This is a genomic window from Myceligenerans crystallogenes, from assembly GCF_039529775.1.
In the GTDB taxonomy this organism is placed as follows: domain Bacteria; phylum Actinomycetota; class Actinomycetes; order Actinomycetales; family Cellulomonadaceae; genus Myceligenerans; species Myceligenerans crystallogenes.
The window spans coordinates 25,050-42,755 of sequence record NZ_BAAANL010000011.1; the positions used below are offsets into that span (position 1 = coordinate 25,050).

Below are 17,706 nucleotides of genomic sequence, written 5' to 3' on the forward strand. Positions count from 1 at the left end.
TGACGCCTTAGTTCTCCAGCGCCTCGGTGCGCAGCGTGCGTTCCCCGATCATGAGGACCTGGGCCTGCATCTGCTGCGCGACCAGCGCCGGGTCGATGTTCGCGTCGGTGACCACGGCCAGCCGCGAGCCGTCGCCCGCCCCGCGCACGAACAGGAAGCCGCCCTCGAACTCGACGACCACCTGCCGGATCGAGTCCCCGGTGCCGAACTCCCGGCTCATACCGATACCGAGGGCGGCAAGACCGGCGCAGGCCGCCGACACCTTGTCCGCGACGTCGACCGGGGTCTGGTCGGTCCGCACCTTCATCAGGCCGTCCGAGGTGAGAACAACGACGTGCCGCACTCCGCGCACTCCACTGATGAGCTCGAGCATCCAGCTGTTCTCGTCGGCTTGGGTCATGCCTTCGGCCTGCGTGGTCATCGGTCCTCCGGGGTCGCGCCGGCGTCCGCCGACGGATCGCTGCTGTCAGAAAGGTTCGCGGGCTTGGGGTCCACGCTGAAGAAGGCGCCCATCCACTGACCGGCCTCCTCAGCAGTCTGTTGCCGGACGGGCCTGCTGGGAGCGTTGTTGCTCGCTCCGGGTCCTACGGTGTCCATGGCGGCCGCCTCCCCGCGGCGGGAGCGCCGCTGCGGCAGGGCGATCGGCTCCGGGAACTCGTCGTCGTCCGAGCCCGTCGGGCCCGGCGCGGCGCCGGACGGCCTGGTGGTCGTCGTCAGCTCCGACGGCGCCGGGGCCGTCGTCGTCGAGGCGGGCGGGACCGGCCAGAGTTCGTCGCTCACCGTGGACTCCTTCGGGTCGGCGGTGTCCGCGTCCCGGGTGAGGTCGTCCGCGGACGGGGCGAGCTCGGCCAGCTCGAACGGCGATTCCTGCTCGAACGGCGCGGCCGACGGCGTCACGGGCAAGATCTCCCGGGTGGTGTCGGATCCGGCGTCCTGGGGCGTCAGGCGGGCCGAGTACTCGTTCGACCCCGAGTACTCGCTCGGCGCCGAGGCCTCGGCGATCGCCGTGGCGGCGGAACCCGCGGGCATCGCGGCCGGCTCCGCCGGCCCGCGGGTCGGCAGGCTCCCCGACGGCGGCACGGACGGGACGCGGACGTGCTCGCCCGTGCCGGCCGTCGACGGCGCGACCGGCTCGGTCAGCTCGCCGGGGATCATCACGATCGCGCGCAGGCCGCCGTAGACCGATTCGGTGATGTCGACGCGGAAGCCGTGGCGGCGCGCGTAGGTGCCGACGACGGCGAGGCCGGTCTGCGGGATCTCGCCCAGGTCGGTGATGCTGACCTGCTTCTTGCCGGAGGCGATGTCGCGCGCCTGGTCGAGCTGCTTCGCGTCGAGGCCGACGCCGCAGTCGTCGATCTCGATGACCGCGCCGCGCTGCACCTGCCGCAGCGCCACGAGCACCTGCGTCGTGGGCGGCGAGGACTGCGTCGCGTTGGCCAGGAGCTCGGCCACGAGGTGGATGAGCGGCTCGACGATCCGGGCGGAGACGGCCACGCCGGGGTCACCCGAGACCTCGACGCGGTGGAACGCCGTGATGCGCCCGGCCGCGCCCTGCACGACGTCGGGCAGCGCGAGCGGCTCGTTCCACTGCTGGCCCGGCCATTCCCCGCACAGCGCGGCGAGGCTCTGGGCCTGGCGCGCCTGCTGGGCGGCCGCGTGGTCGACGCGCATCGAGGTCTGCAGGATGTCCGGGTCGGTGGAGTGCCGCTGCACCATGCGCGACGCCTCCTCCTGGATCCGGTGGGCGGAGGCCTGCACCTTGCGGCCCAGGGAGACGACGGCGACCTGCACCGCGTCGCGGCGCGCCACGCGCTCCTCCTGGACCTGGGTCAGCGAGATGCCCGCCTCCTCGAGGCGCTTGAGCGAGTGGTCGTCGTCGATCCGGGGCAGCGGCGGCACCGGGTCGTTCGCAAGGAACGCGGGCAGCTGCTGCGTCACGAGGGCGTCCAGCGCGGCGCGGCGCTCCTCGGCGATCTTCTCGAAGGCGTGCGCCCGGTGGGCGTAGATCTGCCCCTCCGTCGAGTCGGTCACGGCGCTGCGCTGCGCGACGACGGCGGCCACGACCGAGAGGGCGATGGCGGCGGCGCCGACCGTCCAGCCGAGCGCCCTGCCCCCCGTGACCGGGCTGAAGAGTACGGGCGCCACCAGTACGAAGGCGGCCACGCCGGCGACACTGACCCAGGGCGCGACCTGGCGAAGCCTGCTCGGCGGTGTAGAAGACGTCGAGCTCACAGAGCCGGTCCCCCTATGTCGGATTTCGTCACGTCGGATGTCGTCGCCGGGGCCGCGTCGAGGCCCCGGGCACAACTGAGGGCGAAGTGCCCTTCGAGCCTGAGTTCTACCACAGGAGTAATTCCCGGCGGTACCCCTCGAACGTGGTCCGATCAGGAATTTTCTCCGGAAGCCCTGGGATCTCGCCACTCGAGGCGCGATACGCGAATCCGCCGAAGTTAGGGTTCCTCCATGGCCGCACCCCCGCGCACCCCGCTCGACCCCGGCTCCGACCCGGCGGGCGACGTCTTCGCAGATCCTTTCGGGTGGCTCGAGGACGTCTCCGGCGACCGGGCCCTGGGCTGGGTCCGCGAGCGCAACGCCCTGTCCGCCCGGGCGCTCGGCGGCGACCTGTTCACCGCGATCGAGGAGCAGGTCCGCGAGGTGCTCGACGCGCAGGACAAGATCCCGCACGTCGCGCAGATCGGCGGGTACTACTACAACTTCTGGCGGGACGCGCGGCACGTGCGCGGGATCTGGCGGCGCACGACGCCGTCGTCGTACACGAGCGACCGGCCCGACTGGGAGACCGTCCTGGACCTGGACGCCCTCGCCGAGGCGGAGGGCGAGAGCTGGGTGTGGCACGGCGCGTCGGTGCTGCGGCCGTCGCCGGAGGAGGTCGCGGCGGGCGTGCCGTGGCGGCGCGCGCTGGTGGACCTGTCCCCGGGCGGGTCGGACGCGGACGTGACGCGCGAGTTCGACCTGGTCGAGAAGCGCTTCGTGCCCGCGCAGGAGGGCGGGTTCGTCCGGCCCGCCGCCAAGGGGTCGGTGGGCTGGGCCGACGAGGACACGGTGTTCCTCACGACGGATCTCGGGGAGGGGACCACGACGACGTCGGGCTACCCGCGGATCGCGCGGCTCTGGCGGCGAGGAACCCCGATGTCCGACGCCGTGACGGTGTTCGAGGGCCAGGAGTCCGACGTCGCGGTCTCGGCCTACCGGTCGCGGACGCCGGGCTTCGAGCGGGACATCGTGGTGCGCACGCCGTCGTTCTTCACCAGCGAGACGTGGCTCGTGCGCGACGCCGGGACGCCGGACCAGGAGCTCGTGCGGATCGACGTGCCCGACTCCGCGAACGTCGGGTTCCACCGCGAGTGGCTGCTGGTGCGGCTGCGGGAGGACTGGACCCCGCCGGAATTCGGCGGGGCACCCGTGACCTACCGCGCGGGCTCGCTGCTCGCCGCGCCGTTCGACGCGTTCCTGGCCGGTTCGCGCCGCCTGACGGTGCTGTTCGAGCCGACGCCGACGTCGTCCCTCGCGGGGACCACCTGGACCCGGCACCACCTGGTGGTGAACGTCCTGGAGGACGTCACGAACCGGCTGCACGTGCTCACGCCGCCGGAGCTCGCAGGCGGCACGGACGACGCCGCGGGCGCCGCCGGCAAGACTGCCGGGGCCGCGGGCGGCGGCGCCGCGCCCGCGGGCGACGACGCTGCCGCCGGGCGACCGTGGGTCCGGTCGGAGTTCCCGGTCTCCGGCGAGCTGCTGGCGGTCGGCACGGGCGCGGTCGACGTCGTCGACTCCGACGACGTCTGGGTGACCACCACGGGCTTCCTCACGCCGCCCACGCTGAGCCGGGCGACCGTCGTCGGCCCGGACGCCGAGCCCGCGCCGCCGGTGCCGCTGAAGGCGGCGCCCGCGCGCTTCGAGAGCGCCGGCATGGTCGCGCGGCAGCGTTTCACGACGTCCGACGACGGGACGCGGGTGCCGTACTTCCTCGTGGGCCGCGCGGACGTGCTGGACCGCGGCGACGCCCCCACGATGCTGTACGGCTACGGCGGGTTCGAGATCTCGCTCACGCCCGGGTACTCCGGGGGGATCGGCCGGGCCTGGCTGGAACGCGGCGGCGTGTACGCGGTGGCGAACATCCGCGGCGGCGGCGAGTACGGCCCCGCCTGGCACCAGGCCGCCCTGCGGGAGCACCGGCACCGCGCGTACGAGGACTTCGCGGCCGTCGCGCGCGACCTGGTCGCCTCGGGCGTCACCACGCCGGCGCGACTCGGCATGGAGGGCCGCTCCAACGGCGGGCTGCTGGCGGGCAACATGCTCACGCAGTACCCGGAGCTGTTCGGCGCGATCATCGTGGGCGTCCCGCTGCTGGACATGAAGCGGTACACGCATCTGCTGGCCGGCGCGAGCTGGGCGGCCGAGTACGGCGACCCGGACACCGACGACTGGGAGTTCCTGCGGCGCTACTCCCCCTACCACCTGTTCGACGGCGCGCGCGCCTACCCGCCCGTCCTGTTCACGACGTCGACCAAGGACGACCGCGTCCACCCGGGCCACGCCCGCAAGCTGGCGGCCCTCATGCTGGCGCACGGCAAGGACGTCACCTACTACGAGAACATCGAGGGCGGCCACGGCGGCGCCGCGGACAACGCCCAGGCGGCCCACATGGCGGCCACCCACTGGACCTTCCTCTGGAACCGCCTGACCCCTGGAAACGACGCCCCTTCGCCCCCCGCCTAGGCAATGCGGTCGGCCGGTAGTCGGAGGAGGTCGTTCCGATGTCGAGAAGTCGGCCCCCCGAGGGGCCGACCGCACTGACAGCCAACCGACTCCTCGACAACGGGCCGAAGGGGCCGTCTCGCGGCGGGATGGAATCGGTCGGCCGTGCGGTTCGTAGACTTGATGGACGTGACCGCCTCCCTGGCCGAGTCCGCCGGCGCGCCCGCGCCGTCGCCGGACACCGGTGCCTACCTCGACCACGCCGCCACGACGCCCATGACGTCGGCGGCGCTGGCGGCGTTCGCCGAGCACGCGCGGCACACCGGGAACGCGTCGTCGCTGCACTCCGCAGGACGGGCCGCACGGCGGACCGTCGAGGAGTCGCGGGAAGTGGTGGCGCGGTCGCTGGGCGCGCGGCCCAGCGAGGTGATCTTCACCGCCGGCGGCACCGAGGCCGACAACCTCGCGATCAAGGGGATCTTCTGGGGGCGGCGCGCCCAGGACAAACGGCGCACGCGGATCCTGGTCTCGGCCGTGGAGCACCACGCGGTGCTCGACCCGGCGTTCTGGCTGGCGGGGCACGCGGGCGCGCAGGTGGTGCTGCTGCCGGTTGACGCCGAGGGGCGCGTCGACGTCGACACGCTGCGCGCCGAGCTCGCCGACCACCCGCAGGACACCGCGCTCGTCTCGGTCATGTGGGCGAACAACGAGGTCGGCACGATCCAGCCCGTGCGCGACGTCGTCCGCGCCGCCCGGCCCTACGGCATCCCCGTGCACGTGGACGCGGTCCAGGCGGTGGGCCAGCTGGAGGTCGACTTCGCCGCCTCCGGCGCCGACGCCCTCACGGTCAGCGGTCACAAGCTCGGCGGCCCTGCCGGGGTCGGCGCGCTGCTCGCACGCCGTGACCTGCCGCTCGACGCCGTCCTGCACGGCGGCGGGCAGGAGCGCGGCGTCCGGTCCGGCACGCTCGACGTGCCCGCCATCGCGGCGTTCGCCGTCGCGGTGCGCGACGCCGTCGCCGGGCGCGCGGCCTACGCCGCCCGTGTGGCGGCCCTCCGGGACGGGCTCATCGAGCGCGTGCACGACGCCGCGCCCGACGCCGTCCTCTGCGGCCCCGACCCGCGCACCGACCCCGAGCTGCGGCTGCCCGCCAACGCGCACTTCGCGTTCCCGGGCGCCGAGGGCGACTCCCTGCTCTACCTCCTGGACTCCGCCGGGGTGCAGGCCTCCACCGGCTCGGCCTGCCAGGCCGGCATCCCCCAGCCCTCGCACGTGCTGCTCGCGATGGGGGTGGCCGAGGACGCCGCGCGCGGCGCGCTGCGGTTCTCCCTCGGCCCGACGTCGACCGCCGACGACGTCGACCGCCTGATCGCCGCGCTGCCCCAGGTCGTGGAGCGCGCCCAGGCCGCCGGGCTCGCGGGCACGAACCGCGGCGCGAGGAAGACCGCGGAGCACGGGCCCGCCAACGACGGCCTCGTCCCTCGGCCCTCACCCTCCACTCACCCGTCGTCGCCGCCAGCAGTTCACTCCGACGGCTCCTCGAGCTCCGCTACGGGCGACGGCCTCGTCCCTCGGCCCTCACCCTCCGCTCGCCCGTCGTCGTCGTCGAAGGAGCACCCCGCATGAAGGTCCTCGCAGCGATGTCCGGCGGCGTCGACTCCGCCGTCGCAGCCGCCCTGGCGGTCGAGGCCGGCCACGACGTCGTCGGCGTCCACATGGCGCTGAGCCGTAACCGCGACCGGTTCCGCAACAGCTCGCGCGGCTGCTGCTCCATCGAGGACGCCGGCGACGCCCGCCGCGCCGCCGACATGCTCGGCATCCCGTACTACGTGTGGGACCTGTCGGAGACGTTCGAGGAGACGGTCGTCGCCGACTTCCTCTCCGAGTACGAGGCGGGCCGCACACCCAACCCGTGCGTGCGCTGCAACGAGCACATCAAGTTCGAGGCGCTCCTCGACAAGGCCACGGCGCTCGGTTTCGACGCCGTCGCGACGGGCCACTACGCACGCATCGAGATGACCACGACGACGGGGCCCGACGGCGCCGACACCCTCACGCGTGAGCTGCACCGCTCCCCGAACGACGCCAAGGACCAGTCCTACGTGCTCGCGGTGATGGGCCCGGAGCGGCTCGCCCGCGCCATGTTCCCGCTGGGCGGCTACGCGTCGAAGGACGAGGTCCGCGCGGAGGCCGCGGCCCGCGGCCTCTCGGTCTCCGCGAAGCCGGACTCCTACGACATCTGCTTCGTGGCCGACGGCGACACCCGCGGCTTCCTGCGCGACCGGCTCGGCTCCCGCCCGGGCGCCGTCGTCGACACGTCCGGCGAGGTGGTCGGCGAGCACGACGGCGCGTACGCGTTCACGGTGGGCCAGCGCAAGGGCCTCGCCCTCGGCCGCCCGGCCGCCGACGGCCGGGCCCGCTACGTCGTGGACGTGCAGACCTCCACGAACACCGTGGTGGTGGGCCCGGCCGAGCTCCTGAGCGTCAACCGCATCGAGGGCGACAAGGCGATCTGGTTCGACGGCGTCCTGGGCAGGATCGCGACCGACGCGGACGGCTGGTTCGACACGGAGATCCAGATCCGCGCCCACGGCGCCCCGGTCCCGGCCCGCATCCGCGCGAAGCACGCGTCCACCGCGGCGCCGTCCGAGATGGAGATCGAGCTGACGGGCACCCCCCTGCGCGGCGTGGCCGCGGGCCAGTCGGTCGTCGCCTACGCCGGCACCCGGGTCCTCGGCCAGGCCACGGTCACGCACGCCCGGCGAGCTTGACCTGCGGGTCTCACCGGCCCGACGACTCAGTAGCCGTCGGGTTGATGCGACCTCCCGCAGTGGCGATCACGATCGCCACCACAGCCGAGATCGACCTCCGTGGCGACTACGATCGCCACCTCGGACGGCGCAGAATGGGGGCATGGCCTCGCTTCCGCCGCTGGTACCCGTTCGCGAGTCGTTGTCGCCCGGGGAGCGGCGGCGGGCTGCCCGGCAGCTCCTGCTGGGCGGGTTCGGGCCCGACGCGCAGGCTCGGCTGGCCGGGGCGCGGGTCGTCGTCGTCGGGGCCGGCGGGCTCGGGTCGCCGGTGCTGCAGTACCTGGCCGCGGCCGGCGTCGGGACGCTGGGGATCGTGGACGACGACGACGTCGCGCCGTCTAACCTGCAGCGGCAGGTCGTACACCGGGCCGACGACGTCGGGCGGGCCAAGACGGCGTCGGCGGCCGACACCCTGCGCGCGATGCGCGGGGACGGGCTGGAGGTCGTGGAGCACCGGGTCCGGCTGGACGCGGGCAACGCCGCCGCGGTGTTCGCCGGGTACGACGTCGTCGTCGACGGGTCCGACACGTTCGCCACGCGGTACGCCCTGTCCGACGCCGCCGCCTCGCTCGGGATCCCGGTGGTGTGGGGCACGGTGCTCGGGTGGGACGGGCAGGTCTCGGTGTGGTGGTCGGCGGCGCCGGGCGGGCGCGCGATCACGTACCCCGACGTCTTCGGGCCGCAGCCGCCCGAGGGGGACTCGTGCGAGACGGTCGGCGTGCTGGGCCCGGCGTGCGGCGCCGTCGGGTCGGCGATGGCGGTCGAGGCGGTGAAGCTCCTCACCGGGACGGGCGACGTCGCGCTCGGGCGGCTCCTCGTCTACGACGCGCGGACCTCCGGCTGGGAGACGATCCCGCTCGCGGCGCCGTCGTCGGGCGACGACGCCGAGATGACCGGCGAGCGGCACGGCACCGTCGGCGACACCACGGCCGGCGACGGCGGCGGACGGCCGAACTCCGGCGCGCAACGGGCCGCGGCAGGGAGCGCCCCGCCCGTCGTCGTCGCCGCCGCCGACGGCGATAGCGATGGCGATAGCGATAGCGACGGTCGCCCGGACGACGCGTCGCGGCTGCCCGACGGCGCGCTCGTCGTCGACGTCGGGCGGTTTCCCGCGCGGTTGCCCGACGGCGTATCCGCCGTACGGGTCGACCTCGAGGCACTCGCCGCCGGAGAATTGCCCCATGCACTCGAAGTTCACCCGGTGGACGCCCCCGTGGTCGTCGTCTGCGAGCGTGGCCTGCGGTCACGCGGCGCCACGGCCCTCCTGCGGGACCTGGGATGGCGCCGGGTGGACCCCTCAGGTCACCTGCTGTTCACCGGCGCTTCGGTATGGCGTGGGCAAGGGGACACGGCTCACTCCTAGCGTCATCGACGACCGTCCCCCCACGCCCAGGTAGATCCGGAGTCACACCGATGACGCTCACCCCCGAGTCGCGGCAGCTGCTGCCCGTCGCGACCAAGCCCAGCCACGCACGCGGCAAGCGCGTCGCGGCCACCTGCTACTGGAAGTGCGCCGACGCCTGCTCGCACCCGGTGCCGAACAAGAGCGCGAACGAGTACTTCCGCGACATCGCCTCCAAGGCCATGTCGCGCCGCGTCCTGCTCGGCGGTGCCGCGGTCGCCGCGAGCGCCGTCGTCGTCGGCGCGACCGTCCTGGACCAGGACGGCGCCGCCCAGGCCACCACGCTCGGCGAGCACGGCGGCCGCTGGCCCGGCCACGGCGGCCCCGGCGGCCAGGTGAAGGGCCTCTCGTTCGGCCCGATCCAGACGCAGGACGCCGCCGTCGACGCGTTCACCGTCCCCGAGGGCTACGAGTGGTCGGCGATCGTCCGCTGGGGCGACCCGATCCTGCCCGGCGGCCGGTCGTTCGACGCCGCGAACCAGTCGCCCGAGCAGCAGAAGCTGCAGTTCGGCTACAACGTCGACTACCTCGACATCCTGCCCTCGGACCCGCGCGACCAGAAGAACATGGTCGAGACCCGCCGCGGCACGCGGGGCCTGCTCGTGACGAACCACGAGTACACCAACCGCGAGATCATGTTCCCGGCGGAGATGGACGCCGCCAAGGGCCGCGCCATCGAGCGCGCCGCGCACGGCATGTCGGTGGTCGAGGTCGCCCGCCGCCGCGAGGGCCAGCCGTGGAGCTACCTGCGCGTCGCCCCGCGCAACCGCCGGATCCACATGGAGACCGAGTTCGTCGTCGACGGCCCGGTGGCCGGCAACGACCTGCTCAAGACGGTCGAGGACCCCACGGGCACCAGGGTGCGCGGCACGCTGAACAACTGCGCCGGCGGCACGACGCCGTGGGGCACGGTGCTGTCGGGCGAGGAGAACTGGAACGGCTACTTCAAGGTGGCGGCCGGCAACCCGCGCTCGCAGCGCTACGGCATCGGCACCGCGGCCACCCGCTACGGCTGGGAGCTCGACGACCCGCGCTTCGACGCCACCACGCCGGGCTACGAGAACGAGCCCCACCGCTTCGGCTGGGTCGTCGAGCTCGACCCGTACGACCCGCAGGCCGCCCCCGTGAAGCACACCGCGATGGGCCGCTTCAAGCACGAGGGCGCGAACATCATCGTGGCGCCGGACGGCCGCGTCGTGGCCTACATGGGCGACGACGAGGCGTTCGACTACGTCTACAAGTTCGTCTCGCGGAACAAGATGAAGCCGGGCGACGACCGCCGCTCGCGCGCGTTCAACAAGACGCTGCTGAGCGAGGGCGACCTGTACGTCGCCCGGTTCGCGGGCGACTCCCCCGCCGCGGAGATCGACGGCAGGGCGACCGTCCCGTCGGACGGCGCGTTCGACGGCACCGGCCAGTGGCTGCCGCTCGTGGTCGACGGCGTGTCGCACGTCCCGGGCATGTCCGTGGCGGAGGTCCTGACCTTCACCCGGCTCGCCGGCGACGCCGTGGGCGCCACCAAGATGGACCGTCCCGAGGACGTCGAGCCGAGCCCGTTCACCGGCAACGTGTACGTGGCCTGCACGAACAACTCGAGCCGCGGCAACACAGGCGCCAAGGAGGCGGCGACCGAGATGAACCCGCGCAACCAGAACCGCGACGGGCACATCGTGGAGATCGTGGAGGGCGACGAGCAGACCGGCACGGAGTTCACCTGGAACCTGCTGCTGGTGGCGGGCGACCCGAGCGTGAACGGCAGCACCTACTTCTCGGGTTACCCGAAGGACAAGGTGTCGCCGATCTCCTGCCCGGACAACGTGGCGTTCGACCTCAAGGGCAACTTGTGGATCTCGACGGACGGCCAGCCGTCGTCGATCGCGAAGTGCGACGGCCTGTTCCGGGTGACGCTGACCGGCGCCGAGCGGGGCAAGGTGGAGCAGTTCCTGGCCACGCCGCGCAGCTCGGAGGCCTGCGGCCCGCTCGTCGACCTGCGCGACCAGATGGTCTACGTCAACGTCCAGCACCCGGGCGACGACGGCTCGTTCGCCGCGCAGACGTCGTTCTTCCCGGACTACGTCGCCGAAGGCGCCACGCCCGCGGCCGGTGACTGGCGCGGCCCGCGGCCGTCCACGATCCAGGTGTACAAGAAGCGCCGCTGATCGTGCTCCGGGCCTGAGCCCGGACCGACTCCGATCCGCCGTCCGGACGGCGGTACCCACGGGTGCCGCCGGCCGGACGGCGGTTAGGGTTCTGCCATGCGCATCGTCGTCACCGTGAAGTACGTCCCGGACATCAACACGGACCGGGGCTTCGAGGATCGCCGGGTCCGCCGCACCCCCGACGAGGGCACGCTGAACGAACTCGACGAGAACGCGGTCGAGGCCGCGCTCCAGCTCGTCAAGGCCGCGGGCGAGGGCGAGGTCATCGCCCTGACCGTCGCGCCGCCCGACGGCGATCCCGCGCTCCGCAAGGCGTTCCAGCTCGGCGTCGACCGCGGCATCCGCGTGTCCGACGACGCCCTGGCGGGCGCCGACTACTTCGGCACCGCCGCGGCGCTGGCCGCCGCCGTCCGCAAGCTCGAGGAAGACGGCCCCGTGGACCTGGTGGTCACCGGCATGGCCGCCCTCGACGGGCTCGGCTCCGTCATCCCGACGCTGCTCGCGGCCGAGCTCGGCCGCCCGGCGCTCACGCTCGCCAAGAAGGTGACGGTCGCCGACGGCGTGCTCGCCGTCGTCCGCGAGCACGACGACGTCACCGAGGAACTCTCCGCGCCGCTGCCCGCCGTGCTGTCGGTGACCGACACGGCGAACACGCCGCGCCTGCCGAACTTCAAGCTGATCATGGCCGCGCGGAGCAAGAAGGCCGAGGAGTGGACAGGATCCGACATCGGGCTGGCGGCGCCCGCCGCGCGCACGGAGACGCTGAGCGCCGGGCCGCGCCCCGAGCGCCCCGAGGTGCAGCTCGTCACCGACAAGGGCGAGGGCGGCAAGGCCCTGGCCGCTTACCTCATCGAGAACGACCTGGTCTGAGAGGGATCCCCGAGATGACGAACCGCACTGTTCTGGTCCTGCTCGACCCGGCCACCGAGGTCCGCTCCAGCGTGCTGGAGCTGTTCACCGTCGCCCGCGGGCTCGGCACCGTCGAGGCGGTCGCCCTGGAGGCGCCCACCGTCGAGGTGCTCGCCCAGCTCGGCGCGTACGGCGTCGAGACCGTACGGCAGGCGGAGTTCTCCGCCGCGGGCGGCGGCGTCGTCAAGGGCGACGAGCGGCACCTGCCCGCGCTCGTCGCCGCGGCGCTGACGGCGGCCGTGCGCCGGGCCGACGCCGACGTCGTCCTGCTGCCCAGCAGCTTCGCCGCGAAGGAGGCGGCCGCACTGACCGCCCACGCGCTCGGTGCCGGGCTGATCATCGACGCGGCCGGGGTGGCCGAGGGCGCCGACGGCCGGGTCGTGGGATCGAAGCGCGTGTTCGCCGGGTCGTGGGACACGGCCTGCGCGGTGACCACCCCCGTCGCGGTGCTGACGATGCGCGCGAACGCCGTCGTCCCCGTGCCGGCGGACGCGCCGGTGAACACCGAGACCGAGCCCCTGGCCGTCGACGTGCCGGAATCCGCCGTCACGCTGACGTCGCGCGAGGTCAAGCCCCGCGTGGGTGACCGGCCGCCGCTGGAGGAGGCCGCGATCGTCGTCGCCGGCGGGCGCGGCACCGACGGCGACTTCGCGCCCGTCGTGGAGCTCGCCGACGCGCTGGGCGCGGCCGTGGGCGCGTCCCGCGACGCGGTGTTCGAGGGCTGGTGGGACACGTACGTGGGCCAGACGGGCGTGACGGTCGCCCCGCGGGTCTACATCGGCGCGGGCATCTCCGGCGCCCCGCACCACCGCGGCGGCATGCAGGCCTCGCAGCACATCGTCGCGGTGAACAGCGATCCGGAGGCCCCGATCTTCGAGATCTGCGACTTCGCGGTCATCGGCGAGCTCGCCGACGTCCTCCCCCAGGCCGCGGAGGAGATCCGCAGGCACAAGGGCTGAGAGACGGCTCCGCCCCGGCCCGCGAGTCCTGCTCGCGGGCCGGGGCGGAGCCGTCCCGGGTCAGTGCACGCGCGGGGCCGGTAGCGGCTTCGTCGTGTACTTGAGGCGGGGAGCCTCCGGGGTCTCCATGCCCTCGCCGAGGTAGTAGGAGACGTGCGGGGGCTGGTTGTACCCCGTGTTCTGCCAGGCCACCGCCAGGCGGTACTGGGAGTCCGACATGAGGGTGCGGAGCCGGTGCCGCGTCGGGTCCACCGTGGTGGCGATCCGCAGCGCCGTCGAGTCCTCCGTGCGGGTGACGATCTCCTCGCGCCAGTCACCGAACAGGTCCGCCTGGAGCGCCACGTTGCCCTTCGTCGTGTTGCTCGTCAGCGTCCCCGCGGCGCGGTAGAGCACGTTCTCGGCCTGCGCCGCCGGGTCCCACTTCGCGATCGTCGGGACGCCCGACGCCGTCGCCATCGAGTAGTCGTGGTCGCCGATCTCCCGCAGGAGGTCGCCGTCCCACCACGTCACGAAGTTGGCGGCCGGGATCTTGTCCGAGATCTTCTCGCCCGCGGCCGTGTACATCCCGCCGGTCCGCGAGTTCCAGGCGTAGTCCCCGCCGATCACCCACGCCTCGGCGCCCGGGTGCGCCGGGTCGACGTCGCCGGCCGCGGCACGGCCGGTGTCCTGGACGGCGTCCGTCGTCCAGCGCACCTCGCCCGACCCGGCGGACCGGAACGAGCTGCCCTTGTTGCCGGACGCGCCCATCGACTCGTGCGGCGTGTACACCTCGAGCCCGTCGGTGGCCGGGTCGAAGTCGCTGACGTGCAGCGCGTCGCCGTGGCCGAGGCCCGTGGCGTAGAGGCCCTCGCCGTCGTCGTCCACGACCATCGCGCCGAAGACGATCTCGTCCTTCTGGTCACCGTCGACGTCCGCGACGGACAGCTGGTGGTTGCCCTGGCCGGTCCACTGCTTCCCGGCCTCGTTCGAGTCGAACGTCCAGCGCCGCCGCAGGTCCTCGCCGTCCCAGTCGTAGGCGGCCACGACCGTGCGGGTGTAGTACCCGCGGGAGAAGATCGCCGACGGCGTCTCCCCGTCCAGGTACGCCGTGCCCGCGAGGAACCGGTCGACCCGGTTGCCGTAGGTGTCGCCCCAGTCGCCGACGTTCCCGCGCGGCGGGACGTAGTCCGCCGTGTCGAGCGCCGCGCCCGTGACGCCGTCGAACACCGTGAGGTACTCCGGGCCGGTGAGCACGTAGCCCGAGGAGTTGCGGTAGTCCGCCCCTGCGTCACCGATGACCGTGCCCGCGCCGTCCCTCGTGCCGTCGGACGTCTTGGCCATCAGCTCGGCCCTGCCGTCGCCGTCGTAGTCGAACACCTGGAACTGGGTGTAGTGCGCGCCGGCCCGGATGTTCCGGCCCAGGTCGATCCGCCAGAGCCGGGTCCCGTCCATCTCGTACGCGTCGAGGTACACGTTGCCGGTGTAGCCCGCCTGCGAGTTGTCCTTCGCGTTGGACGGGTTCCACTTCACGACGACCTCGTACGTCCCGTCGCCGTCGAGATCCGCCGCGGAGGCGTCGTTCGCGCTGTAGGCGTACGTGCCGCCGTCCGGCGTGACGCCGCCCGCCGGCTTGTCGAGCGGGAGGTCCTTCGCCTGGCCGTCCCACGGCGTGAAGGTCCCGGTGACCCACCGTTCGGTCGCGTCGCTGCCGGTCACCGCGGAGATGCGGTACCTCGAGCCGGCCGTGCCCGCCGGGTCGGTGACGTTGGTCGAGCCCTTCACCGGGGTCCGCGTGATCCGCTTCCCGTCCCGGTACACGTAGAACCTGATCGACCCGGGGTCGTCGCCCAGCAGGCGCCAGCCCAGGTAGACACCGCCCGACGGCAGCGCCGCCGCGACGGGCGCGCGGTCGATCCGCTCGGCCTGCCGCGCCAGCAGCGTGTCCGCCGTGGAGGTGATCGTGTCCGACGACGCCGAGGGGCCGCCCGCGTTCATCGCCACCACGGTGTAGTAAAAGGGCACCGTGGTGAGCACGTCCGTGTCCTCGAAGCCGGTCGACGACGTCGTCCCGATCGCGACCTGCTCCCCGTCCGCGGACTCCGCGCGGAACACGCGGTAGTAGGCCGCGCCGTCGACGGCGTCCCAGCCGAGCGACACCGAGTTCTTCGCGACCGTGCCGAGCCTGGCCCCGCCGGGGGCGGCCGGGACGGTGACGCCGTCGTCGGTCGTGGAGACCCGCAGCGGCGCGCTGGACAGGCCCTCGGCGCCGGACGCCGTGAGCTTGGCGACCGTGTAGGTGTGCGTCAGGCCCACCAGGGCGGTGGTGTCCGTGTGGCTCGTCCCGGTGACGTCGGCGACCTTCTCCTTCTGCGCCGAGCCCTCGGCCTGGCGGTAGATCCGGTAGCCGGCGGCGTCGTCGACCCCGTCCCACGTGAGCGGGACGGACGCCGTGGCGTCGCCGTCGAACGTCACGTCGCCCGCGGCGACGTCGCCGACGCCCACCTCCAGCGGCGTGATCGTCAGGCCGTTGAGCCAGCCCTTGGCGACGACGTCGAGCGTGCCGTCGGTGACCTCGACCGGCTGGACCGTCTTGCTGGTCACCGTGCCGCGGCCCGCGTTGGCGGAGCCGTAGTTCTTGCCCTCGAGGGTCAGGTCGAGGCTGGCGGTGCCGATCATGTCGCCCCAGTACGCGGTGACCGCGTAGCTGCCGGGAGCGACGTCGACGGCGAACGGGGTGGTCGCGGACGGGAGCGAGAAGTCGCGCTCCATGTCGTCCGGCGGCGGGGTGTAGTTCGTGCCGCGGTCGCGGCCGCCGGGGCCGGCGGTGCTGGTCCACCCGTAGCCGTCGCCCGTGGCGTACAGGGTGTTCTGGTCGACGGCGGTCCAGCCCGCCATCGTCACGTTGCCCGCGAGCTGGAGGTCGAACTGGTACAGCGGCTTCTTGGTGGTGAACGAGACGGCCTCCGACGGGGCGGAGTCACCCCTGCCGTTCTTGGCGACGACGCGCAGGTCGTAGCCGGTGCCCTCGGCCAGGCCGGTGACGTCCGCGACCGCGACGGTCGAGGTCGTGGCCAGGGCCCAGTCCGCCGCCCCGGACTCGCGCCTGTACACCTTGTAGATGTCGGCGCTCTCGGTCGTGTCCCAGGTCAGGCGGACGCTGGAGCTGGAGACCGCGCTGGTGGCCAGGCCCGTCGGGGCGGCGGGCACCGCGGCGGGCGGGTCGACGGCGACGACCTCGCCCGAGATCGGCGTCGAGGCCTCCTTCGTGCCCGTGGCGACCAGGCGCGCCATCTGGATGGCGCCGTACTCCTGGAAGTGGGTGTCGTCCGTGGTGCCGTTGGGGCGGTTCGGGTAGACCCCGGCCGGGACGTGCAGGAACACCGACCTGGCCTCCTCCGCGCCGATCTCGGTGAGGTAGGCGCGGCTGCTCGCCGACAGGTCGACCAGCGGCACGTCCAGCTCGGCGGCGAGCTCGCGCGCCTGCTGCACGTACTCGGGGAACGAGACGTTCGCCTCGCCCGTGGCGGCGTCGAACGAGCGCCGGGAGACCGGCGTGACGACGATCGGCGTGGCGCCGCGCTGCCGCGCGCCCTCGACGAAGGTACGCAGGTAGTTGCGGTAGTCGGCCGGGGCCGCGAAGCGGTCGTCGACGCCGTAGCTGTTGTCGTTGTGGCCGAACTGCGCGTACAGCACGTCGCCCGGGCGGATCTGCGTCAGCACGCCGTCGAGGCGGCCCTGGCTGATGAAGTTCTTGGTGGACCGGCCGCCGATCGCCCGGTTCACGACGACGACGTCGTCGGACAGGTAGCGGTCGATCATCTGGCCCCAGCCCGCCTGCGGGACCCAGTACGGGTCGTACGTCTGGACCGTCGAGTCGCCGGTGACCCAGGCGGTCGGCCTGGCGCCCGCCTCGCGCTGCGCCTTCGGGGTGATCGTGAGGGCCGCGAGCTTGGGGGCGGTGCCGGAGAACTCCAGGTTGAGCTGGCCGTCCACGAGGGCGATGTCGAACGAGGTCTCGACGTACTCGCCGGGGCCCGCCTGCGAGGCAGCGACCTTGGGCATCTGCTCCGCGGTGATCGCGATGTCGGTGTCACCCGCCGCGTCGCCCGCGACGACCGTGACCGTGTAGTCGCGGTTCGGCAGGTCGGCGACGAGCTCGGTGTCGCCGACGGTGACGAAGTCCGACCTCAGGGCGTCGTCGGTGCCGCGGTCCGTCTCGGTGACCGCGGACGGGTCCACGAAGCCGAGGCGGGACTCCGCGGTGTAGGCGGTCGAGGCGCGGACGGCGGTGGCGCCGTCGGCCACCGCGCCGGAGCCGAGGTCCAGCCGGAGGCCGGTGCCCGGGACCTCGACGTCGGCGGCGCCGACGAGGGAGCCGACGGCGGCCGCGCTGGGCGCGCTCGCACCGGAGGTGTCGGTCGCGGTGGCGCGGTAGTAGTGCACCGTGCCGGTGTCGATGCCGGAGTCGGTGGCGAACACCGTGCGCTCGCCGGTGGTGGCGACCGGGGCCCACGGGCCGTCCGGGCTGTCCGCGCGCTCCAGGGTGTAGCCGGTGGCGCCGGTGACGGCGTTCCAGCGCATGGTCAGGGAGTCGCCGGTGGCGTGGGCGACGCGCACCGAGGTCGGTGCGGCAGGGGCCGCGCTGGCGGCGACGGCGGTGACGACGCCGGCCGGCAGCGCCAGCGCCGCGGCAATCGCCACGGCACGGCGACGCCGGACTTCTCGGGGAAAGGCAAAGGGCACGGGGGCTCACCTCGCGGTCTCTTCGT

At 73.5% G+C, this 17,706-nt stretch carries 10 protein-coding genes; 7 read left to right on the forward strand and 3 right to left on the reverse strand.

From position 1 onward, the window contains the following. Positions 1-7: 7 nt before the first annotated feature. Together ABD208_RS19570 and ABD208_RS19575 are read right to left on the reverse strand one after the other, a co-directional pair. Positions 8-421 carry a roadblock/LC7 domain-containing protein gene (locus ABD208_RS19570; RefSeq protein WP_344106309.1) on the reverse strand — a complete coding sequence of 138 codons (414 nt, stop codon included), beginning with the start codon at positions 419-421 and terminating at the stop codon, positions 8-10. Continuing rightward, positions 418-2,163, reverse strand: a complete 1,746-nt coding sequence (locus tag ABD208_RS19575; protein WP_344106311.1) for an ATP-binding protein — start codon at positions 2,161-2,163, stop codon at positions 418-420. Before ABD208_RS19575 ends, ABD208_RS19570 begins: the two co-directional genes overlap by 4 nt. A gap of 300 nt (positions 2,164-2,463) precedes the next feature. Between ABD208_RS19575 and ABD208_RS19580 the strand changes: the two genes are divergently transcribed. The 7 genes from ABD208_RS19580 to ABD208_RS19610 all read left to right on the forward strand — a co-directional run bounded on the left by ABD208_RS19580 (position 2,464) and on the right by ABD208_RS19610 (position 12,958). Further along, the gene (locus tag ABD208_RS19580; protein WP_344106312.1) at positions 2,464-4,740 is read left to right on the forward strand and encodes a prolyl oligopeptidase family serine peptidase; all 2,277 of its coding nucleotides are present in this window, start codon (positions 2,464-2,466) and stop codon (positions 4,738-4,740) included. 168 nt (positions 4,741-4,908) lie between these two features. Then, positions 4,909-6,345 (forward strand): cysteine desulfurase family protein, encoded by a 1,437-nt coding sequence (locus tag ABD208_RS19585; RefSeq protein ID WP_344106314.1) that lies wholly within the window; start codon positions 4,909-4,911, stop codon positions 6,343-6,345. Beyond that, positions 6,342-7,490: a tRNA 2-thiouridine(34) synthase MnmA gene (gene mnmA, locus ABD208_RS19590; protein ID WP_344106316.1), complete on the forward strand. Its 1,149-nt coding sequence runs from the start codon at positions 6,342-6,344 to the stop codon at positions 7,488-7,490. The genes ABD208_RS19585 and mnmA overlap by 4 nt, the downstream gene beginning before the upstream one ends. Positions 7,491-7,632: 142 nt before the next feature. After that, complete coding sequence (locus tag ABD208_RS19595; RefSeq protein WP_344106318.1) at positions 7,633-8,892, forward strand: ThiF family adenylyltransferase; 1,260 nt, start codon at positions 7,633-7,635, stop codon at positions 8,890-8,892. Positions 8,893-8,942: 50 nt separating this feature from the next. Next, positions 8,943-11,090: a PhoX family protein gene (locus tag ABD208_RS19600; protein WP_344106320.1), complete on the forward strand. Its 2,148-nt coding sequence runs from the start codon at positions 8,943-8,945 to the stop codon at positions 11,088-11,090. A gap of 96 nt (positions 11,091-11,186) precedes the next feature. Further along, positions 11,187-11,960, forward strand: a complete 774-nt coding sequence (locus ABD208_RS19605) for an electron transfer flavoprotein subunit beta/FixA family protein (RefSeq protein WP_344106323.1) — start codon at positions 11,187-11,189, stop codon at positions 11,958-11,960. Positions 11,961-11,974: 14 nt separating this feature from the next. After that, on the forward strand, positions 11,975-12,958 hold the full coding sequence (locus tag ABD208_RS19610; RefSeq protein WP_344106325.1) for an electron transfer flavoprotein subunit alpha/FixB family protein: 984 nt from the start codon (positions 11,975-11,977) through the stop codon (positions 12,956-12,958). Between the two features lie 60 nt (positions 12,959-13,018). On the opposite strand, the gene ABD208_RS19615 is transcribed toward ABD208_RS19610, so the two are convergent. Beyond that, positions 13,019-17,680: a rhamnogalacturonan lyase family protein gene (locus ABD208_RS19615; RefSeq protein WP_344106327.1), complete on the reverse strand. Its 4,662-nt coding sequence runs from the start codon at positions 17,678-17,680 to the stop codon at positions 13,019-13,021. Positions 17,681-17,706: the final 26 nt, after the last annotated feature.